Below are 19,774 nucleotides of genomic sequence, written 5' to 3' on the forward strand. Positions count from 1 at the left end.
ATGCCAAATCACGACATCCTCGACCTGCAGCCTGCCCACATCCGTGAGCTGCAGAACCGGTACGAACGGGCCATGGCTGACCACGGTTATGACAGCCTGCTGATTGCCTCGGGCGCGGCGCCCTACCGGTATCGGGATGATCAGGCCTATGTATTCCAGGGCTTCGGCCCGTTTCTGCACTGGACCGGGCTGGCTGGCCAGGAGCACAGCTGGCTGTTGGTTCGGCCCGGCCAGAAACCGGTGCTCTGGCTATACCAGCCGGTGGACTTCTGGCACGCCAACCCGGTGATGGCTGAAGAGCCCTGGCTGGAGGTTGTAGACGTTCGCAGCCGGCAGCAGGCTGGCGCCCCGGAGCTAGATAGCCCGGGGAGGCTGGCGATAATCGGTGATCCGCTGGTGCTAGAAGGCGTGCCGGGAGATCATAACCCGGCGGCACTGGTGGCAGCCGTGGAAGAAACCCGCGTGCACAAAACTCCGTACGAAATTGAATGCCTGGCACACGCTAACCGGATTGCCCTGGCCGGTCACAGGGCGGCCAGAGAGGCGTTTCTGGCCGGCGACAGCGAATTCGGTATCAGTCTCGCCTACCAGCAGGCCACCGGCCAGCGGGAAGTGGAGGCACCCTATCACAGCATCATCGGTTTGAACGAACATGCCGGCACACTGCACTACCAGTACTACGACCTGCAGCCACCCCGCGGGCCCCGCAGTCTGCTGATTGATGCCGGGGTGCGCTACCGTGGCTACTGTTCAGATATAACCCGCACCACCGCCGGGCCGGATGAGCCGAGATTCACCGCGCTGGTTCACGGGCTGGAGAAACTGCAGCTGCGGCTATGCGAGATGGTGTCGCCCGGCGTGGACTACGTGGACATTCACCGCAAGGCTCACCTGGGCATTGCGGCCCTGCTATCAGCTTCGGGGCTGGTGTCCGGTTTAGCGGATGAAGCCATGGTGGAGCAGGGCATTACCCGGGCGTTCTTTCCCCATGGCATAGGGCATTTTCTGGGCATTCAGGTGCACGATGTCGCCGGCAAACCGACGCCGTCCCCGGAAGATGCGCCGTTCCTGCGCCTGACCCGCACCCTGGAAGCCGGCATGGTGGTCACCATCGAGCCGGGGCTCTATTTTATTCCATCGCTGCTGGAGCCTTTGCTGAACGGGCCTGAAGCCCAGTATCTGAACCGGGCGCTGATTGATGAACTGAAGAGCTGTGGTGGAATCCGGATTGAAGATAATGTGGTGGTCACAGCGGCCGGGGCCCGGAACTTAACGCGAGAATGCGAATAGTCACTTTTTACTACAAAAACTGACTGCAAAAGGGTTGCAATCCTGTTTGTTAATAACAATAATTATCACTAACTTTAGTGCTGTTAGTGAGAGCGCCCTATGTACGTTTGCCTGTGTTACGGGGTAACAGACAGAGAAATCCGCGAAGCCGCTGAAAGCGGTGTCAGTTCCATGCGCCAGCTCGGCAAGGAACTTGGCGTCGGCCGTCAGTGTGGTCGTTGCGCCTGCACTGCCCGGGAAATTCTGAAAGAGTCCCGGTCACCGGATTATATGGCGCTCGCCAACATGCTGGCGCAACCCGCCTGACCAGGCGGGCCTGTCCACATATTGCAATTGCACCTCTTTCACATCCGTGATTTTTTATTGCCGTTAAACCGACTATCCTTGTGAGTTAACGCTTTCGCGACACAAGGAATCCGGTTATGAAAGGCGACAAAAAAGTCATCCAGCATCTGAACAAGGTCCTCGCCAACGAGCTGACGGCCATTAACCAGTACTTCCTGCATTCGAGAATGTACAAAGACTGGGGTATCACCAAGCTCGCGGCGAAAGAATACGAAGAATCCATCGATGAAATGAAACACGCCGATCAGCTGATCGAGCGAATTCTCTTCCTTGAGGGCCTGCCAAATCTGCAGGATCTGAACAAATTGCTGATTGGCGAGAATGTTCAGGAAATGATCGAGTGCGATCTCAAGCTCGAGCACACCGCGCATACAGACCTGAAAGAAGCCATCATCTACTGCGAGCAGGTTCAGGACTTTACCAGCCGTGAACTGTTCCGGAGCATCCTCGACAGCGAGGAAGAACACATCGACTGGCTCGAAACCCAGCTGGAAATGATTTCCCAGATGGGCATCCAGAACTATATCCAGCTGCAGTCCGCGGCTGCTGAGTAAACTCCCCGGCTTTCCGGCCACCGGCGCACTCTGCGGGCCGGTGGCGCGCTCTCTCACTCTGTTCCCCCTGCCTTTTTCCGGGTGCTTCCCCGATTGCCTGTCGAAACAGGTAGAATAGTCGCCCAGATCGGCCAGATATTCTGGCCCAACGCGGTTAATAAACCACTCCGGAGACTGAAATGGACCTGTCCTGCTTCAAAGCCTACGACCTGCGTGGCCGAGTACCTGACCAGCTAAACCCAATCCTGGCTGAGAAAATCGGCCGCGCCTACGTTGAAATCACCGGCGCCAAAAAAGTCATCGTCGGTTACGACATCCGGCTGTCCAGCCCTGAAATAGCAGAAGCGTTGAGCTCCGGCCTGATGGCGGCCGGCGCCGATGTGTTTGATATTGGCCTGTGCGGCACCGAACAGGTGTACTTTGCCACCAGTCACTACCAGATGGACGGCGGTATCATGGTGACGGCCAGCCACAACCCCAAAGACCACAACGGCATGAAAATGGTGGGCCCGGAATCCCGGCCGATCAGTTCGGACAACGGCCTGAACGACATCCGGGACCGGGTGCTGGAGCCGTTCTCTGACGCCGCAGAGCAGGGCAAATACGAAACCCTGGAAGTAATGAGCGCGTACGTTGACCATCTGCTGGGCTATATTGATGCTGGCTCACTGAAGCCCATGACCATCGTCTGCAATGCCGGCAACGGTGGTGCTGGCCTGGTGATCGACGAACTGGAGCAGCATCTGCCGTTCGACTTCACCAAGGTTCATCACGAAGCCGATGGCCACTTCCCGAATGGTGTGCCCAACCCGATCCTGCCGGAAAACCGTTCCGCGACTGCCGATGCCGTACTCCAGAATGGCGCCGCCATGGGCATTGCCTGGGACGGCGACTACGACCGCTGCTTCTTCTTCGACGAAACCGGCCGTTTTATCGAAGGCTACTACATCGTCGGCCTGCTGGCGGACCAGTTCCTCAGAAAAACCGGCGGCGGAAAAGTCATCCACGACCCCCGCCTCACCTGGAACACCCTGGACCTGGTAGAAGCCGCCGGCGGCGAAGCCATCGAAAGCAAAACCGGCCACGCCTTCATCAAACAAAGAATGCGCGACGAAGACGCCGTATACGGCGGCGAAATGAGCGCCCACCACTACTTCCGCGACTTCGCCTACTGCGACAGCGGCATGATTCCCTGGCTGCTCGTGGCCGAACGCCTGTGCCAGAGCGGCCAGACCCTGTCATCCCTGATCGACGCCCGCATCGAAGCCTACCCGGCCAGCGGTGAAATCAACCGCACCATCAGCGATCCCCCGAAAGTCATCGCCGCCATCGAAGCCAAGTACGGCGTGGGCGCGAAATCCGTCAGCCATGTCGACGGCCTGAGCGTGGAATTCGACAACTGGCGCTTCAACCTGCGCATGTCCAACACTGAACCGGTGGTTCGCCTGAATGTTGAGGCCCGTGGAGATAAAGCGTTGATGGAAGCGAAAACTGAAGAACTGCTGGAAGAAATGAAAAGGCTGAACGTTTAAAAGGCTGGCAGTGTTAGAAGGCCCCTGAAGTTTGTGGGGCCAGGGTGGCGGTACCCCCTTCTGGAACTGTGCGGAGCCAGGGATGGCGGAGCTCAAGCGTCACAAGGATGTGCCGAAGGAGCGTGTTTCAGAAGGGGGTACCGCCATCCTGGTCTTGCACCAGCGCCTAGAGCCAGTCATTCAGCATAATGCCAAACCCGACCCGCTCAATTCGCTCGTTATAGTCAATCAGGCTCTCCCCATACCCGTTGTAATACTGGAAGAACCCCTTCAGCGTATCCCCCATGGGAAAGCTGTACCCGAACTCCACCGACGTCCGGTTATCCGACCGCAGATTGTTCATCAGCTTCAATGAAAACGTCCGATCTTCCGTCAGCTTGTAAACTGCGTGATAACTGGCGTGGCCCAGATAGCTCTCTATGTCTTCGTTGTCGTCGCTGCTGCTGTTTTCCGGCAAGCGATACCAGGGCTGAACCATAAACAGCCAGCGATCCACACTATAGGCAACGGAACCCATAATCCGGTTCCAGCTCCGGGACCGGGGGTCAGGCTGTCCGTTTGACTGGTGATTAAAGCCCACCGACACCGCACTGAGCGTGCCGGGACCGAGATCCCAGTTCAGGGCGTGCCGGAAAAACAGCTCCGGCTCATAGTTGGTCTCCCGGAAAGGCGCCGATTCATCCTGGTTGTAGACCTGCCAGAAGGATTTCTGGGTGTAGCCAAACCAGAAGGTTGTGCGGTCGTCGAAAATGCCCGTCAGCAACGGAACCTTGAAGCTGATCTGGTACTTGGCTTCCTCGTTTTCCAGGTTGTAGTCATAATCGATAGCCCCCAGTCGCGGGCTTGAGGGCAAGGCATTGGGGTCGTCCACCCAGGTGATCGGCAGAATGTAATTGGGCTGATGAGTCACGAAACTGCCGGTAAACGAGAAGATCGCCCGCTCGGCAGAAAGATAGTTGTCCACCAGCGCGGCCATCACCCCGTCATCAGGATCGTCTTCCAGGGCATTGCCCACGATCTTCTCCCGGGTTTTCTTGTCCGCCACCAGCTCCTCTGCATCCGCCTCGGCCTCTTCCAGCTGCTCCTCGCTGGCCCGGTCCCGCTCGGCCTGAGGGTTATACTTGGCGTCATAGCAGGCCAGCCGTTGCACACCTTCCTTGATCAGCGCGCAGTTAACATCGGGTTCCTCTGGCCGATCCTGGGCAACAACCAGATTGGCCGTGCCCAACAGAATCAGGGGTAGCAGCTTGAAGCTGGGGGTCATAGGGGCTCCTTATTGGGCGGTACTCAGGCTTATCCAGGTATTGGCAATGCCGTAAATCCAGACCCCAAGCAGGGTGAGGGTCAGCAGGGCGAAGATCGTGCGATGGCGGGGGCGGCGCTGGTCGTTCGCCGAGGCGACCCAGCGTAGATACATCAACCCGATAAAACTCAGAAAAACGCCCAGGCTGGCAAACGCCGGAATCAGCAGCCAGCCGGCAGAAAGTGGGGTGCCATCGCTTGACTGGTTGCTGAACCAGGCCATCGAGATCAGCAGTACCGCCAGGCTGGAAAACTCCAGGATCAGTAAGGTTTTTCGGCGCTTGTCCGGGGTCGTCTGTTGCTGTTGGTTCATACGGCGACTCTGGGTTTGAGTGAATGAACGCTATGGTAACCGGAATCCATGGCAAAGGAGCTACAACCTACGAAACTGTCATTAAAATGGTTGAAATCAAATTCTGATTTTGCTCTCTGGTTTTTTTGCGGAGGCTCAATCGCTATAATGCGGCGACTGAAAGATTATAACGCTCAAATGCGAGGTGCATTGTGAAGATGAAGAGAGTCCTGGCTGTTGTTCTGCTTGGTTTTGGCCTGGCCGCCGGCGCCGCAGTGGCAAGTGTTGAAGACGAAATCCGCGAGCGCATCAAGCCGGTGGGCGAAGTGTGTCTGCAGGGTGAAGAGTGTGGCGAGGCTGCTGCACCTGCTGAGACAGCCAGCTCCGGCCCGCGTTCTGGCAGTGAAGTCTACGACGCCGTGTGCATGGCGTGTCATACCACCGGCGCAGCCGGCGCTCCCAAGATCGGTGATACCGCTGCCTGGGCTCCGCGCATTGAGAAGGGTATCGATACCCTGATTGATCACGCCATCAATGGCTTCAACGCCATGCCGGCCAAAGGTGGCTGCTCCAACTGCCCGGATGAGGAAATCACCGCTGCCGTTGAGCATATGGTTGAGCAGAGCAAGTAAGCAATCTGTAACGACCGGACAAACCCCGCCCCGAGCGGGGTTTGTTGTTTCTACAGGCCCAGATCGCCAATCAGGGCGCTGAGAGTCGCCTTGCCCTTTTTCTGGTTCGCTTCTTTGTCCTGGTCGCCCAGTCCCTCCCATTTCACATCCTCTTCCGGCAACTCATCCAGAAAGCGGCTGGGAATGGTCTCCAGTTTTTCCCCGTACTGTTTTCGGGAGGCCGCGTAAGTCAGCGCCAGGGTTTCCCTGGCCCGTGTAATGCCCACGTACATCAGGCGGCGCTCTTCCTCAATGTTGCCTTCCTCGATGCTGCTGCGGTGCGGCAGAATCTCTTCCTCCAGGCCCATAATGAACACATGGGGAAACTCCAGCCCCTTGGAAGCGTGCAGAGTCAGCAACTGAACCTTGTCGCTGTCGTCTTCCTCTTCCCGCTGCTCCATCATGTCCCGCAGTACCAGCTTGGCGATGGCGTCCTCAATGCCGATTTCGTCGGCGGTGCCCTTGCCGTCGTCCAGCATGCGCTGGATCGACTCCACCAGGTACCAGATGTTCTCCATCCGGCGTTCGGCCTGTTTCGGGCTACCGGAATGCTGGTGCAGCCACTCTTCGTACTCGATGTCTGTGAATAACTGTTTGATGACCGGGATCGGGTCTTCCGAGAACAGGCGCTCGCAGGTTTTGTCGACCCAGTGGGCGAACCGTCTCAGTCGGTCCAGACCTTTCTCGGTGACGTGGGTTTCCGCCCCCATATCCCCCAGGGCCTTGAACAGGCTGACATTGCGCGACCGGGCATAGTGACTGAGCTGTTCCAGCGTGCGTGGGCCAATCTCCCGGCGCGGCACGTTCACCACCCGCAGGAAGGCCGCATCGTCGTCCGGGTTGATCATCAGCCGCAGGTACGACATCGCATCCTTGATCTCGTTCTTGGAGAAAAACGACTGACCGCCGGAGATGCGGTAGGGAATCTGGTAGGCCTGCAGTTTCATTTCCAGCAGCCGTGCCTGGTGGTTGCCCCGGTAAAGGACTGCGAAGTCCCTGAAGTCGAGGCCGTTTTTCAGCTTCTGATCGAGGATCTCGGTGGCCACCCGCTCGGTTTCGGCATCTTCGTTGCGGCAGCGGATGATGCGGATTTCCTCGCCAATGGTGTGGTCACTCCACAGCGCCTTCTCGAACACGTGGGGGTTGTTGGCGATCACCGTGTTGGCGCAGCGCAGGATCCGGCTGGTGGAGCGGTAGTTCTGCTCCAGTTTGACAATTTTCAGGCTCGGGAAGTCATCTTTCAACTGGGCCAGGTTCTCCGGCCGGGCGCCGCGCCAGGCGTAGATGGACTGGTCGTCATCGCCCACCACGGTAAACGCCGCCCGCTCGGCCACCAGCTGTTTTACGAGCTCGTACTGGCACACGTTGGTGTCTTGGTACTCGTCCACCAGCATGTAGCGGATTTTCCGGCGCCACTTGGCAAGCACTTCCGGGTTGTCCCGGAACAGCTGCACCGGCAGCAGAATCAGGTCGTCGAAATCCACCGCGTTGTAGGCTTTCAGGTATTCGTTGTAGTGCTTGTAAACGATGGCAATGCGCTGCTCACGCTCGTCTGCCGCTTTGCTGTAGGCCTCCGCAGGGCTGCGCATGGCGTTTTTCCAGGACGAGATGGTCATCTGCACATCGTTCAGCTCGTCGCCGGCTTCGGCGCTGGCTTCGCGCATCATCAGATCCTGCAGCAACGCCTTGGCATCTTCGGCGTCGAAAATGGAGAAGCCGGGATGGTAGCCCAGGTGGGTGTGCTCCTCCCGGATCATGTTCAGGCCAAGATTGTGAAATGTTGATACGATCAGGCCCCGGGTTTTGCCCCGGTCAACAATGCGGCCCACACGCTCTTTCATCTCCCGGGCGGCTTTGTTGGTAAAGGTGACGGCGGCAATGTGGCGCCCCGGAATGCCCAGTTCCTCAATCAGATAGGCAATCTTGCGGGTAATCACGCTGGTTTTGCCGCTACCGGCACCGGCCAGCACCAGCAGGGGGCCGTCAGCGTAGCGTACCGCTTCATGTTGTCTGGGGTTGAGCTTGTTCACAGTGTTGATGCCAAAGGGGAACGGGGCATGGATTTTTAGCGTCTGGCTATTCTACACCAGGCCGGCATGCTGTACCTTGCCGATCTATCAGCTATTCTTTATGTAATGGACTACGCTGTTCTGTACCGACATATGGATCTCGCCAGATGACACTGCCCACCGACACCAGGCCTGATTGTTTGCGCCTTCTGGTGCTGACACCGGAATACGCCGACTATCTCTGGTTCAGCGCCATGCTCGCGGATGATTCCGAAATCTGCAGCGACGCCACCTGGTGTCCGGATCTGGTGGACTGTGATGATCTGATTTCCAACGCCAGCTTTGATGTGATCGTGTGGGACTGCGTGTTCCATGGCGGCTCGGAAGCGTCGTTTCTGCAATACCTGTCGGTATCCAGTGAGGACAAGCCCATTCTGGCCATGAGCGCCGAATCCTGCGGAGAAAAAGCCCGGTACCTGGTTGAAAATGGTGCATCGGACTATCTGAGCCGCCGTGAGTTAGATCCCTGGAATTTCCGACGCTCCATCAAATGCCTGTGGTACCGCTCCCAGCTCACGCAGTCGACAAATGGCCAGCTTGGCCGTGAAGTGGCCACCGGCTTCATCAATCGGGACCTGTTCTTCGATCGGCTACAGCAGGCGGTGCTGAGGGCCGAGCGGGCGAATCATCGCCTGGCTCTGTTGCACCTGAATATCGATGATTTCCGTAACATCAACGAATCCTTTGGTTACCAGAAGAGTGATCAGCTCATGCTTCGGCTGGCGGAGCGGCTGCGACAAACGTTGCGACGGGTGGACTCGTTAATGCGCATCGGTGGTGACGAACTGGCCATCATTGTCGAGAAGGTGGAAGACTCGCTGGATATCACCCAGATCATTCGCAAGGTGGTCTCGGCGCTGGATGAGCCGGTGATGGTGGATGGCCAGAATGTGGTAGTCAGCGCCAGCCTGGGCGTGGCCACCTATCCGGAGGCCGGTGACAGCCCGGAAGAGCTGCTCCGGCGGGCCAACCGGGCGATGTTCGAAGCCAAACGCGATCCGGGTACCAGTTACCGGTTTTACGACCGGCAGCTGCACATTTCCGCGGGCTATCAGCTCCGGCTCGAAGCCGACCTTCGCAATGCCCTGCGGGGCAAGGAACTGGAGCTGTATTATCAGCCACGGATTGACCTGGCGACCGAGGAGGTGCGCGGGGTCGAGTGCCTGTTGCGCTGGAATCACCCGGAGCGAGGCCTGGTGGGCCCCGACGAGTTTATCCCGGTGGCCGAGCGCAGTGGCCTGATTGTGCCCATCGGCTACTGGGTTATCGAGCAGGCCTGCAAGCGGTTGCAGGAGTCTACTGAGCTGGGTTTCCCCGGGCTGGTATTTGCGGTCAACCTGTCGTTCCGGCAGTTCCATGATCGCAAGATGACCGAAACCATCTTCCGTATCATCTTCAACGCCAACGTCGATACCAGCCTGCTGGAACTGGAGCTGACCGAAAGTGCCATGATGCACGACCCGGAATACGCCCAGCGCTGCCTGCGGGAGCTCAACCAACTGGGTATCAGTTTTGCGCTGGACGATTTCGGCACCGGCTTTTCCTCCCTGAGCAATCTGCAGCACCTGCCAATCTCGCTGGTGAAGATCGACAAGTCCTTCGTCCAGGAACTGGGCCAGTCTGCCGATGCCGAGCATATTATCCGTGCCATTATCAGTCTGGCTCACAGCCTGCAGATCAGCGTGGTGGCCGAAGGGGTGGAAACCGAAGGCCAGCTGGAATTCCTGCGCCAGCAACACTGCGACGAAATCCAGGGCTACTATTACGCCCGCCCGATGCCCTGGAACGATCTGGTGAAATTCATGAACCGCCAGAACCAGTCCGCTTGCCTGCAGAAGTAAGCCGCTGTACCTTTGCGCATTAATTCCGAATGCGATACAAGATCGAGGCAGCATGAACAGTATTTCCCGGCGCATTGCCGAAGAGCTCGGCGTACGTGAACAGCAGGTTAATGCCACCGTTACCCTTCTTGATGAAGGCGCTACCGTTCCCTTTATTGCTCGCTACCGAAAAGAAGTAACGGGTTCCCTGGACGATAGCCAGCTGCGGACCCTGGAAGAGCGGTTGCGCTACCTGCGCGAACTGGAAGACCGCCGGGGCACCATCCTCAACAGTATTGAGGAGCAGGGCAAGCTGACCGACGAGCTGCGGGCCTCCATCGAAGCTGCCGACACCAAGAACCGCCTGGAAGATCTTTACCTGCCCTACAAGCCCAAGCGCCGCACCAAGGCGCAGATTGCCCGGGAAGCAGGTCTGGAGCCGCTGGCCGATACCCTCTACGACGATCCCGACCAGGATCCGGAAACCGTCGCTGCCGGTTACCTCAACCCGGAAGTCGGCGTTGAGGATATCAAAGCCGCTCTGGACGGTGCCCGCTACATTCTGATGGAGCGTTTTGCCGAAGATGCTGAATTGCTTGGCGCCCTGCGGGATTTCGTCTGGCAGGAAGGCCAGCTGAAAGTCACTGTGGTAGAAGGCAAGGAAAATGAAGGCGCCAAGTTCCGGGATTACTTCGACCACGTTGAACCGCTGAGAAAGGTTCCGTCGCACCGGGCGCTGGCCATTCTTCGGGGCCGCAATGAGGGCATTCTGGCCTATTCGATTGTTATGGGCGATGCTGAGGAGGATCGCCGTCAGCCCCATCCCGCCGAGCAGCGAATTGCCGCCCACTGGCGCATTCGGGATAACGGCCGGGCCGCCGACAAATGGTTGTCGGATGTGGTGCGCTGGACCTGGCGCGTGAAGTTGTCGACACAGATTGAAACCGATCTGATCGCCCAGGTGCGTGAAGCGGCTGAAACCGAAGCCATCAACGTTTTTGCTGCCAACCTGAAAGATCTGCTCCTGCTCGCTCCGGCAGGTCCGCGGCCAACGCTGGGGCTCGATCCCGGCCTGCGTACCGGGGTCAAGGTGGCGGTAATCGACGGCACCGGCCAGGTAGTGGATCACGGCGCCATTTTTCCCCATGCGCCCCAGAACAAATGGGATCAGTCCATTGCCCAGATGGCAGCCTGGTGTCAGAAGTACAAAATTGAACTGGTGGCTATCGGCAACGGTACCGCCTCCCGGGAAACCGAGAAACTGGTGGGCGACCTCTGCAAACGTTACCCCGAACTGAAGCTGGCCCGCATTGTGGTGAATGAGTCCGGGGCATCAATCTATTCCGCCTCGGAATTTGCCTCCCGGGAACTGCCGGATCTGGATGTCACCATCCGTGGTGCGGTGTCCATTGCCCGCCGTTTGCAGGATCCGCTGGCCGAGCTGGTGAAAATCGAGCCCAAGTCTATCGGCGTGGGGCAGTACCAGCACGATGTGTCCCAGGTACAGCTGTCCCGTAGCCTGGATGCGGTCGTTGAGGACTGTGTAAACGGCGTGGGCGTGGATCTGAATACCGCGTCGGTACCGCTGCTCACCCGGGTGTCTGGCCTGAATCCGAGCATTGCCCAGAACATCGTGGATTTCCGGAACCAGAACGGCAAGTTCACCAGTCGCAAACAGCTGCTGAAGGTGTCTCGATTGGGTGATCGCACCTTTGAACAGGCTGCGGGCTTCCTGCGTATCGCCGGGGGCGAAAACCCTCTGGACCGGTCATCCGTGCATCCGGAAGCCTACGGTGTGGTTGAGGCCATTGCTGAGCGAAATGGCAAGAGGGTGGAGGATATCCTTGGCGATTCCGCGTTCCTGCGCAGTCTTAACCCACAGGACTACGTAACCGAGCAGTTCGGCCTGCCGACCATCAAGGACATTATCTCCGAGCTGGAAAAACCGGGCCGGGACCCGCGACCGGAATTCCGCTTTGCCCATTTCGAGGAAGGGGTGGAAACCCTCAACGACCTCAAACCCGGTATGGTGCTGGAGGGCTCGGTAACCAACGTCACCAACTTCGGTGCCTTTGTGGATATCGGCGTTCACCAGGATGGCCTGGTGCACATCTCGGCCTTGTCCCATACTTTCGTGAAAGATCCGAGAGAAGTGGTCAAGGCCGGTGACATCGTCAAGGTCAAAGTGATGGAAGTGGACATTCCCCGTAAGCGGATTGGCCTGTCCATGCGTATGGATGACCAGCCGGGGGCGGACAACAAGCCAGCCCGGGGCGCAGACCGGAACTCTGGCCGCAGTGCAGGGCGCAAACCTCAGGCCGGCCAGGGCGCACCTCAAGGTGCCATGGCTGGCGCTCTGGCCCAGGCTATGGCCTCTGCCCGTAAGAACGGCCGTTAACCCCTTCCACTGATTCACAGCCGTTACGTCTCACAAGGGCGTAACGGCTGCAACAGGAGCTCAACATGGCACAATCCCGCCACTCCCTGTTCCAACAGTTTGCCGCCAGTGACTGGGACGGTTTCCTCAAAGGGGTCGAAAAGGAAGGCCTGCGCGTCGATGCCAATGGCTTCATTGCCCAGACACCACATCCGGAAGCCCTGGGCTCCGCACTGACCCACCCCCGTATCACGACCGACTACTCGGAAGCCCTGCTGGAACTGATCACGCCGGTCTTCGACAATACTGAAGCTATGCTGGCCTCGTTGCGGGATATACATCGGTTCGTCCAGCAGAACCTGGATAACGAAGTGTTCTGGGCCGCGAGCATGCCCTGCGAGATTGACGGCGATGCCAGCATTCCCATTGCCGAGTACGGCAGCTCCAACACTGGCCGGCTCAAGCATGTGTATCGTCAGGGTCTGGCGGTGCGTTATGGCCGGATTATGCAGAGTATTGCCGGCGCCCATTACAATCTTTCCCTGCCGGACAGTTTCTGGCGCAAATGGCAGGAACTGGTGGGCAACAAGGATAGCCTCAGGGATTTCAAATCAGACCAGTACTTCTGGCTGATCCGGAATTTCCGCCGCCGCAGCTGGTTGCTGATGCTGCTGTTTGGCGCCTCGCCGGCACTGGATGCCAGTTTTGTGGCCGGCGTCCGGCACGACCTGGCACGGTTCGATGATCGCACCTGGTTTGGCCAGCACGCCACGTCTCTGCGCATGGGGGATCTGGGTTACCACAACAATGCCCAGGCCTCGCTGAATATCTGCTTCAATGAGCTGAGCACTTATACCCGGACACTGGATCGCGCCATCCACACCAACTGGCCAGCGTATGAAGCCATTGGCACCCGGCGCAATGGCGAGTTTGTCCAGATCAATACCAATGTGCTTCAGATTGAGAACGAGTACTACAGCGCGGTACGTCCCAAGCGCACCACCGAGCGGGGTGAAAAGCCGATCCAGGCTCTGGATGCCCGGGGTGTGGAATACATTGAGGTGCGTTGTCTGGACCTGGATCCGTTCTCGCCGGTGGGCGTGAACCGCGAGCAGATCGATTTCCTCGACCTGTTCCTGCTGGATTGCCTGCTCACCGATTCTCCCCGTATTGAAGACGATGAGTGCGAACGGCTTGATGACAATTACAAGGACGTCGTCGCCAGCGGTCGCCTGCATTCACTCAGTCTGTGCCGGGGTGGACAGCGTGTGCCTGTGGGCGAGGCCGCCATTGAATGGCTGGAGCGCTTGCAGCCCCTAGCAGAGCTGCTGGATGGCTGGAATCATAGCGATACCTACAGGTCGGCGCTGGCGGCTCAACGGTCGAAACTCGAGGGCAATGATTGGGCGGTGCCTTCCGCCCGAGTGCTTGAGGCCATGGGGCAGTCAGGCCTGGGCCATCGCGACTGGGTACAGGCGATATCCCGTGAACACCAGCAAACCCTGAATTCGGAGCCACTGGCACCGGAGGTGCTGGCGGACTTCCGTGCCATGAGTGCGCAGTCCCTGGTCGAGCAGAAAGAGCAGGAAGCTGCGGACAGTCAGCCATTTCCGGAGTTTCTGGAGGCCTACCTGAAATCCTGACGCCGCTTGCGTCACGTCCGGAAAGGGACGTGACGCACAGAACCGGCTGTCCGGTTTGCTGGATCTGTTACCTGCTGTTACTTTCTATTACATCAGGTAAGGAGGTGGCCCATGGCAACGGATATCAAGCTCGGCTGGGATGTAGAAGCATTGAACAAGGCCTACCGGCAGGGATACATGGCCGGAGAGATGGGCATGGACAAAACCCGCTGTCCATACCGTGGTGAGGTCATTATTGCCGCCTGGGAAGCCGGTTGGGATGATGCCGGTCAGGCCCGGAAACAGCGCCCGCAACAGGATGATGATCTGTTCTCACGCATCGCCTGATCCGGTGCCACCGCCCGGTGGATGCGGCAACTAGCGCTGAACCACAAACTCGGTAAACAGCACTCCGGTAATGGTCTCACCGGTTTGCTGCTCCTCCAGCACTCCGTTTATCCGTTTGGTTGCTTCTTCCCGCAGCGCCTGCTGGCCGTCCATGGAAGACAATTGGTCAAGATCCGTCTGCTCACCAAACAGCATCACCAGTTCGTGCCGTAATCTGGGCATGTGCGCTTCTACCGCCGGCCGGGTGGTTTCGCGGGAGGCCCGAATGGTTACGGAGGCTTTGAGATAGGCCACTTTCGCATCCGGTTTGCCGACATGGGTGACGAATGCCGGTTCCATGGCGATATAGTCGGTTACCCCCTTCACTTCGGTTTCTTCATCAGCTTCCTCGGCCATGGTGGGCAGGGAAGGCATCAGTGCGCACAGGGTCAGTAACAGGGCCGGCGTCAGTTTTCTGAGAATGGTCATAGGCTTGGCGTTAGTCATGGGTTAGGATTGGTTCAGTGTTTCATGGCACGCTGGTTTTTCTCTGAGAATATCAGGCCATGGAAGCTTGTGCAGTCCACATCATGATTCCGGGGTAGCGTTTTGACAAGCAGATGGATATTCGGGTTGGTATTTCTGGTGTGCGCCGGGTTGCTGGCGGTGGCCTTTTACATGGAGCACGTGATGGGTCTGGAGCCTTGCCCGTTGTGCTGGTTGCAGCGTTTCGGATTTATGGGTGCGGGGCTGGTCAGTCTGTTGGCGTTTCTGCACGGACCCCGCGGGTTCGGCAACCGGGTCTACGGGCTGTTACTGATTGTTGCCGCTGGCGCTGGTCTGGCGGTGGCGGGGCGTCAGCTATGGTTACAGAGTCTGCCGGCGGACCAGGTGCCTGCCTGTGGCCCTTCGGTTGATTACATGCTCGAGGTACTACCCTGGTTTGAAGTGCTGCAAACCGCATTGAAAGGCACTGGTGATTGCGCCGAAGTGGTCTGGCGTTTTCTCGGTCTGAGTATCCCCGGATGGACCGCGGTCTTTTTCAGCCTGCTGATTGTGCTGGGGCTGTTTGTGATGCTGCGACGCTATTCTCCCCGGGACTGGTTGCAGAGCTGAAACAGTTGCGGCTGACCATGACCATGGGGTAACTTGAATCCAACATAATAATTATCAAGACTAGATCCAGAGAGCTGGCGGATTGACCGAGGGGAGACAGGCGTCATGTTGGAGAATTGCCGGAATGCCAGGGAACGTTGGGGTGGTGTCAGCGAGCTGATTGATCGCTGGCTGAAAGAGCGCCAGGAGCTTCTGGTTCAGTATTGCGAGTTGTCTGGAGAAAGCGATTTTTCCCAGACTGATGCCCTCCGCGAAAAATTTGTCCGCCTGTGCGAAGTGCTGGTGGATTATGTTTCGGCCGGTCACTTTGAAGTCTACGAACAGCTGATTCAGGAGGCCCGTGAGTTCAACGACGGCGGCCTCGAACTGGCAGCAAAGCTCTATCCCCGGATCGAGCAAACCACGGAAGTGGCATTGAACTTTAATGATCGTCTGGATGGCCGGGAGCTGTCCGAGGTCGACGTCAGGGAATTGTTCAACGAGCTGTCACGGCTTGGAGAAGTGCTGGAGTCGCGCTTTGAGATGGAAGATTTCCTGATTGAGAATCTGCATAACGCCCATGCGGGCAAGGTGGCTTCGGCCTGATTGCCTCTACCCGGAACCGCATTACCCGCAATAAAAAACCGGCCCCAGAAATGGCGCCGGTTTTTTATTGCCTGCCGGAGTGCTGGCCAGAGCTTATTCGTCTGAACCAGCGTCGTCCTGCCCCGGATTCACGGCGATCAGCTCGACATCAAATACCAGGGTCTCGTTGGGGCCAATAGCCTGGTTGCCGCCCGGGCCGTAGGCCAGGTCAGACGGGATATAAAGCTTGTAACGAGCACCTTCGCTCATCAGCTGCAGGCCTTCTGTCCAGCCAGGAATCACCTGGTTCAGGCCAAAGGTCACGGTTTGCCCGCGCTCACGGGAGCTGTCGAATACCTCACCGTTGATCAGTTCGCCGGTGTAGTGGACTTCCACCTGATCTTCGGCGGTTGGGCGCTCACCGTTACCTTCTTCAATCACTTCGTACTGGAGACCGGATTCTGTGGTCTCAACGCCTTCACGTTCGGCGTTTTCTGCCAGGAAAGCCTCGCCGGCATCCTTGTTCTTCTGCGCGAGTTCTTCCAGTTGCTGCTCCTGCTTTTGCTGGAGCTCCTGCTGGTAGGCCATCAGCGCTTCCTGGATCTGCTCGCGGGTCAGTCGCTTGCTGTCTTCGTCACCGGCATGGCCATGCTGGATGCCCTGAAGGAACTGGTCCATCTGGAGATCCGGCAAGTCATTGCTCATGCGCTCACCCAGCACCAATCCCATGCCATAGCTGACTTTCTCAGGGGTGGTTTCAAGGGCCGGGTCATTTGCCGGCTCCTGGGCTGTTGAGCAACCGGCAATCAGGCCGGTAACGGCGATAGCCAAAAGCGTTTTCTTCATCATTTCATCCTTTTCACGTGTTTCTGGGCTCTCTGACCCTGGATTCTGAAAGTGAACAAGGTAACGGGTTCAGCAGCGGGATGCCACTGAACATGTGTTAATCAGAGACTCATTTCGCGGCAATGCGCAACCCGCGTCAGGAACCGCTGGCGGGTGAGCCATTGAGCGAATAGGGGGCCTGGTAGGGGGACTGCCAGTCATCTTCCGGGCTGATGGTCTGCGGCTTCCGGGGCACGGGGTCTGGGCGCTCAATGGCCAGGGCATTCCAGGGACCCTGAGCCGGGGGCTGATCAGCATAATGCCAGTTGCCATCGGTGTCCTGCCATTTGAACACGATGTCCGGGCCCTCGGTGGGGATTGGCGACGGCAGCAAACCCTCGAATGAGGGAATCGTCGTCGTCTGCTCGGTTTTCACCGGTTCCGAGACCTGGTCAGGATCGCCAAGGCCGAAGAAAATCAGCAGCAGCAAAAGGCCGAGCGCCGGAAATGAAAGCCGGATCAGCCATTTCATGAACATGATGGGCCGCCTCTGGTGGTCTGGCCAGCAAGCCGGCGGGCCAGAAGTTCAAGGTGAGGTTTTACCCGCACGGGTATGTCGCGGGACGGCGCGGCAGCGACAAGATTCTGCTCGATGATGGTGCCTGATTTCTGCATGTTTCCGCGCTCCGCTTCGGATTCTTTCAACGTTTGCCAGGCCAGAGCCAGCTCCAGCTGTTCGGCTAGCAGTTCTGCCCTGGCCAGAGTGTCCCGTAGCTCCCGGCCATGATCATTGGCCCGGGGAACAGACTTGCGGGCGGAGCGAAGGCAACCGGTTACACGGCTTCGCCACTCTGTTACCTTAGCGTCCTCAACGCCAGAGAACGACTGACCGTGCGTGGCCAGCCAGCCGGCACAGAGGATGCGGCTTACGCTCCATCCCTCGGACTGCAGCTCAAGACAGGCCTCAGCCACTTGCGGATCCTGCCATTGAGCGAGGGCATAACGCCATAACGGATTGTCTGGTTCCATGTGTTCTGGAAGTTCCAGCGGCTCCGCTTGTTGAACGGTCATGATGGCGCTTCCCTGGCAGTAATCCATGGATAGATTAAATCTATGTTAACGATAACCGATCTCAGTTTACAACGGGGCGGCGTCTGGTTGCTAGAAAACGTGAACCTGACCGTGCAACCGGGGCAGCGCGTTGCCATTGTCGGTGCCAATGGTGCCGGAAAGTCCAGTCTTTTCCAGCTCTTGCTGGGGCAGCTTGCGCCCGAGCAGGGCAGTGTGGCGTTGCCTGGCGGCTGCCGGATTGCCCATATGGCTCAGGAAGTGGCCGCTTCGTCCCGTTCGGCCCGGGATTTTGTGCTGGATGGCGACACCGAGTTGCGGCGAATGGAGCGGGCGCTGGCCGAGGCGGAAGCGGGTGGTGATGACCATGCCATTGCCCGTCTGCACGGGGAGCTGGATATTCACGAAGCCTGGTCCGCACCGCGCCGGGCAGAGACACTGCTCAGGGGCCTGGGCTTCGCCGACAGCGATGCCGAGCGCCCGGTTTCCGCATTTTCCGGTGGCTGGCGTATTCGACTGAACCTGGCCCAGGCACTGATGCGTCCATCCGATCTCCTGTTGCTGGATGAGCCCACCAACCACCTGGACCTGGATGCCTGTCTGTGGCTGGAGAACTGGCTCAGAAAGTATCCGGGTACCTTGCTGTTTATTTCTCACGACAGGGACTTCATGGACCGGGTGGCTACTCATCTGGTGCATTTCGATCAGAAGCAATTGGTGCTGTATACGGGAAATTACTCAGCCTTCGAGCGTCAGCGCGCCGAGCGACTGGCCCAGCAGCAGGCCAGTTTCGAACGCCAGCAAGCCAGAATTGCCGAAATCCAGCGCTTTATTGATCGCTTCAAGGCCAAAGCCACCAAAGCCCGGCAGGCCCAGAGCCGCGTCAAGGCACTGGAGCGGATGGAAAAGATTGCGCCCGCGCACGTGGACTCACCCTTCAGTTTCGAGTTCCCGGTCGCGGACAAGGTCTCCAATCCATTGCTGTCCATTCGCCACGGGGTCGCGGGCCATGGGGATGTGCCCATTCTGAAGAACATCAATGTCACCCTGTTGCCCGGCACCCGGGTTGGTTTGCTGGGGCCGAACGGGGCCGGTAAGTCCACCTTTATGGATGCCCTTCGCGGCACCGGAACCCTGCTCAGTGGTGAGCGCACCTGTGGCGAACACCTGGCCATCGGCTATTTCGCCCAGCATCAGCTGGAGTCCCTGGATCTCGACGCCAGTCCGTTCCTGCACCTGCAGCGTCTGGCGCCAACCGCATCGGAGCAGAAAGTCCGGGACTTCCTGGGCGGCTTCGATTTTCACGGCGACGAAGCACTTGCGCCCATTCGCTCGTTTTCGGGCGGTGAGAAGGCCCGGGTAGCGCTTGCCGTTATCGCCTGGCAGAAACCCAATCTGCTGTTGCTGGATGAGCCCACGAACCATCTGGACCTGGAAATGCGACAGGCCCTGACCATGGCGCTCCAGAACTTCGAGGGCGCCATCGTGGTGGTATCCCACGACCGCCACTTGCTGCGCAACACGGTGGATGAGTTCTGGTTGGTATGCGATGGCGCTGTTGGCGAGTACGAGGGCGACCTGGAGGATTACGAACGCTGGTTGGCGGAACGTCGGAAAGATGAGGAATCGCCACCCCGGCGTGAAGTGGCCGAGGGTCAGGAAAAGTCGGTGAATACCGCCGGAGCCGCGACCCTGACGGCGGATGAACGCAAGGCCCGCAAGCGCCAGGAAGCTGAACTGCGACAGAAACTCAGCCCGTGGCGGAAAAAACAGGGAACGCTTGAGACCCGTATGGAGCAGTTGCAGCAAAAGCTCGCCACGATGGAGCAAAACCTGGCCGACCCAGGGCTTTACGATGACCAGCAAAAGGTTCGACTCAAGGAACTGCTGGCGGAGCAGACCGAACTGAAGCGAGAGCTGGAAGACGTTGAAGCCGAGTGGTTGGAGGTCAGCGAAACCGTGGAGAATCTGGAGGCGGAACTGGCCGGCTGAACTGAGCC

19 protein-coding genes are annotated in these 19,774 nt (G+C 58.5%); 12 read left to right on the top strand and 7 right to left on the bottom strand.

Going from position 1 to position 19,774, the window contains the following annotated elements; all coding sequences use genetic code 11:
• The 4 genes from pepQ (at position 1) to OZ656_RS01980 (ending at position 3,721) form a co-directional block, all read left to right on the top strand.
• Positions 1–1,290 (top strand): Xaa-Pro dipeptidase, encoded by a 1,290-nt coding sequence (pepQ, locus tag OZ656_RS01965; protein ID WP_183580061.1) that lies wholly within the window; start codon positions 1–3, stop codon positions 1,288–1,290.
• A gap of 99 nt (positions 1,291–1,389) precedes the next feature.
• Positions 1,390–1,596: a bacterioferritin-associated ferredoxin gene (locus OZ656_RS01970; RefSeq protein ID WP_011784001.1), complete on the top strand. Its 207-nt coding sequence runs from the start codon at positions 1,390–1,392 to the stop codon at positions 1,594–1,596.
• Between the two features lie 116 nt (positions 1,597–1,712).
• Complete coding sequence (gene bfr / locus OZ656_RS01975) at positions 1,713–2,189, top strand: bacterioferritin (protein ID WP_014420324.1); 477 nt, start codon at positions 1,713–1,715, stop codon at positions 2,187–2,189.
• Positions 2,190–2,368: 179 nt separating this feature from the next.
• Complete coding sequence (locus OZ656_RS01980) at positions 2,369–3,721, top strand: phosphomannomutase (RefSeq protein ID WP_278351178.1); 1,353 nt, start codon at positions 2,369–2,371, stop codon at positions 3,719–3,721.
• Positions 3,722–3,887: 166 nt separating this feature from the next.
• Here the strand turns inward: OZ656_RS01980 and OZ656_RS01985 are convergent, their stop codons facing one another.
• Both OZ656_RS01985 and OZ656_RS01990 read right to left on the bottom strand, forming a co-directional pair.
• Positions 3,888–4,985, bottom strand: coding sequence for a phospholipase A (locus tag OZ656_RS01985; RefSeq protein WP_278351179.1), 1,098 nt, complete (start codon positions 4,983–4,985; stop codon positions 3,888–3,890).
• 9 nt (positions 4,986–4,994) lie between these two features.
• Positions 4,995–5,336, bottom strand: coding sequence for a hypothetical protein (locus tag OZ656_RS01990; RefSeq protein WP_222447599.1), 342 nt, complete (start codon positions 5,334–5,336; stop codon positions 4,995–4,997).
• Positions 5,337–5,533: 197 nt separating this feature from the next.
• Here OZ656_RS01990 and OZ656_RS01995 point away from each other — a divergent pair, with 197 nt between their 5' ends.
• The gene (locus tag OZ656_RS01995) at positions 5,534–5,947 is read left to right on the top strand and encodes a cytochrome c5 family protein (protein ID WP_278351180.1); all 414 of its coding nucleotides are present in this window, start codon (positions 5,534–5,536) and stop codon (positions 5,945–5,947) included.
• A 50-nt stretch (positions 5,948–5,997) separates the two neighbouring features.
• On the opposite strand, the gene rep is transcribed toward OZ656_RS01995, so the two are convergent.
• Entirely contained in the window at positions 5,998–8,016 is a 2,019-nt protein-coding gene (gene rep / locus OZ656_RS02000; RefSeq protein ID WP_011784007.1) for a DNA helicase Rep, read from the bottom strand.
• A gap of 146 nt (positions 8,017–8,162) precedes the next feature.
• On the opposite strand from rep, the gene OZ656_RS02005 reads away from it, so the two are divergent.
• The 4 genes from OZ656_RS02005 to rmf all read left to right on the top strand — a co-directional run bounded on the left by OZ656_RS02005 (position 8,163) and on the right by rmf (position 14,222).
• Positions 8,163–9,896, top strand: a complete 1,734-nt coding sequence (locus tag OZ656_RS02005) for an EAL domain-containing protein (RefSeq protein ID WP_278351181.1) — start codon at positions 8,163–8,165, stop codon at positions 9,894–9,896.
• Between the two features lie 52 nt (positions 9,897–9,948).
• Positions 9,949–12,273 carry a Tex family protein gene (locus tag OZ656_RS02010; protein ID WP_278351182.1) on the top strand — a complete coding sequence of 775 codons (2,325 nt, stop codon included), beginning with the start codon at positions 9,949–9,951 and terminating at the stop codon, positions 12,271–12,273.
• A gap of 65 nt (positions 12,274–12,338) precedes the next feature.
• Positions 12,339–13,895, top strand: coding sequence for a glutamate--cysteine ligase (gene gshA / locus OZ656_RS02015; RefSeq protein WP_278351183.1), 1,557 nt, complete (start codon positions 12,339–12,341; stop codon positions 13,893–13,895).
• A 111-nt stretch (positions 13,896–14,006) separates the two neighbouring features.
• The gene (gene rmf / locus OZ656_RS02020) at positions 14,007–14,222 is read left to right on the top strand and encodes a ribosome modulation factor (RefSeq protein ID WP_011784011.1); all 216 of its coding nucleotides are present in this window, start codon (positions 14,007–14,009) and stop codon (positions 14,220–14,222) included.
• 30 nt (positions 14,223–14,252) lie between these two features.
• Here rmf and fliL read toward each other — a convergent pair whose 3' ends face one another.
• The gene (gene fliL / locus OZ656_RS02025; protein WP_011784012.1) at positions 14,253–14,708 is read right to left on the bottom strand and encodes a flagellar basal body-associated protein FliL; all 456 of its coding nucleotides are present in this window, start codon (positions 14,706–14,708) and stop codon (positions 14,253–14,255) included.
• A gap of 102 nt (positions 14,709–14,810) precedes the next feature.
• Here fliL and OZ656_RS02030 point away from each other — a divergent pair, with 102 nt between their 5' ends.
• Both OZ656_RS02030 and OZ656_RS02035 read left to right on the top strand, forming a co-directional pair.
• Positions 14,811–15,317, top strand: coding sequence for a disulfide bond formation protein B (locus OZ656_RS02030; protein ID WP_011784013.1), 507 nt, complete (start codon positions 14,811–14,813; stop codon positions 15,315–15,317).
• 105 nt (positions 15,318–15,422) lie between these two features.
• The gene (locus OZ656_RS02035; protein WP_014420335.1) at positions 15,423–15,902 is read left to right on the top strand and encodes an Rsd/AlgQ family anti-sigma factor; all 480 of its coding nucleotides are present in this window, start codon (positions 15,423–15,425) and stop codon (positions 15,900–15,902) included.
• 93 nt (positions 15,903–15,995) lie between these two features.
• On the opposite strand, the gene OZ656_RS02040 is transcribed toward OZ656_RS02035, so the two are convergent.
• The 3 genes from OZ656_RS02040 to OZ656_RS02050 all read right to left on the bottom strand — a co-directional run bounded on the left by OZ656_RS02040 (position 15,996) and on the right by OZ656_RS02050 (position 17,777).
• Entirely contained in the window at positions 15,996–16,727 is a 732-nt protein-coding gene (locus OZ656_RS02040) for an FKBP-type peptidyl-prolyl cis-trans isomerase (RefSeq protein WP_022992112.1), read from the bottom strand.
• A gap of 136 nt (positions 16,728–16,863) precedes the next feature.
• Complete coding sequence (locus tag OZ656_RS02045; RefSeq protein WP_278351184.1) at positions 16,864–17,244, bottom strand: DUF4124 domain-containing protein; 381 nt, start codon at positions 17,242–17,244, stop codon at positions 16,864–16,866.
• On the bottom strand, positions 17,235–17,777 hold the full coding sequence (locus tag OZ656_RS02050; RefSeq protein ID WP_278351185.1) for a DUF2390 domain-containing protein: 543 nt from the start codon (positions 17,775–17,777) through the stop codon (positions 17,235–17,237). Before OZ656_RS02050 ends, OZ656_RS02045 begins: the two co-directional genes overlap by 10 nt.
• Before the next feature lie 42 nt (positions 17,778–17,819).
• On the opposite strand from OZ656_RS02050, the gene OZ656_RS02055 reads away from it, so the two are divergent.
• Entirely contained in the window at positions 17,820–19,766 is a 1,947-nt protein-coding gene (locus OZ656_RS02055) for an ATP-binding cassette domain-containing protein (RefSeq protein ID WP_379944908.1), read from the top strand.
• The last annotated feature ends 8 nt before the right edge of the window (positions 19,767–19,774 follow it).

Source organism: Marinobacter sp. LM1 (assembly GCF_042763285.1).
Lineage (GTDB): Bacteria > Pseudomonadota > Gammaproteobacteria > Pseudomonadales > Oleiphilaceae > Marinobacter > Marinobacter nauticus.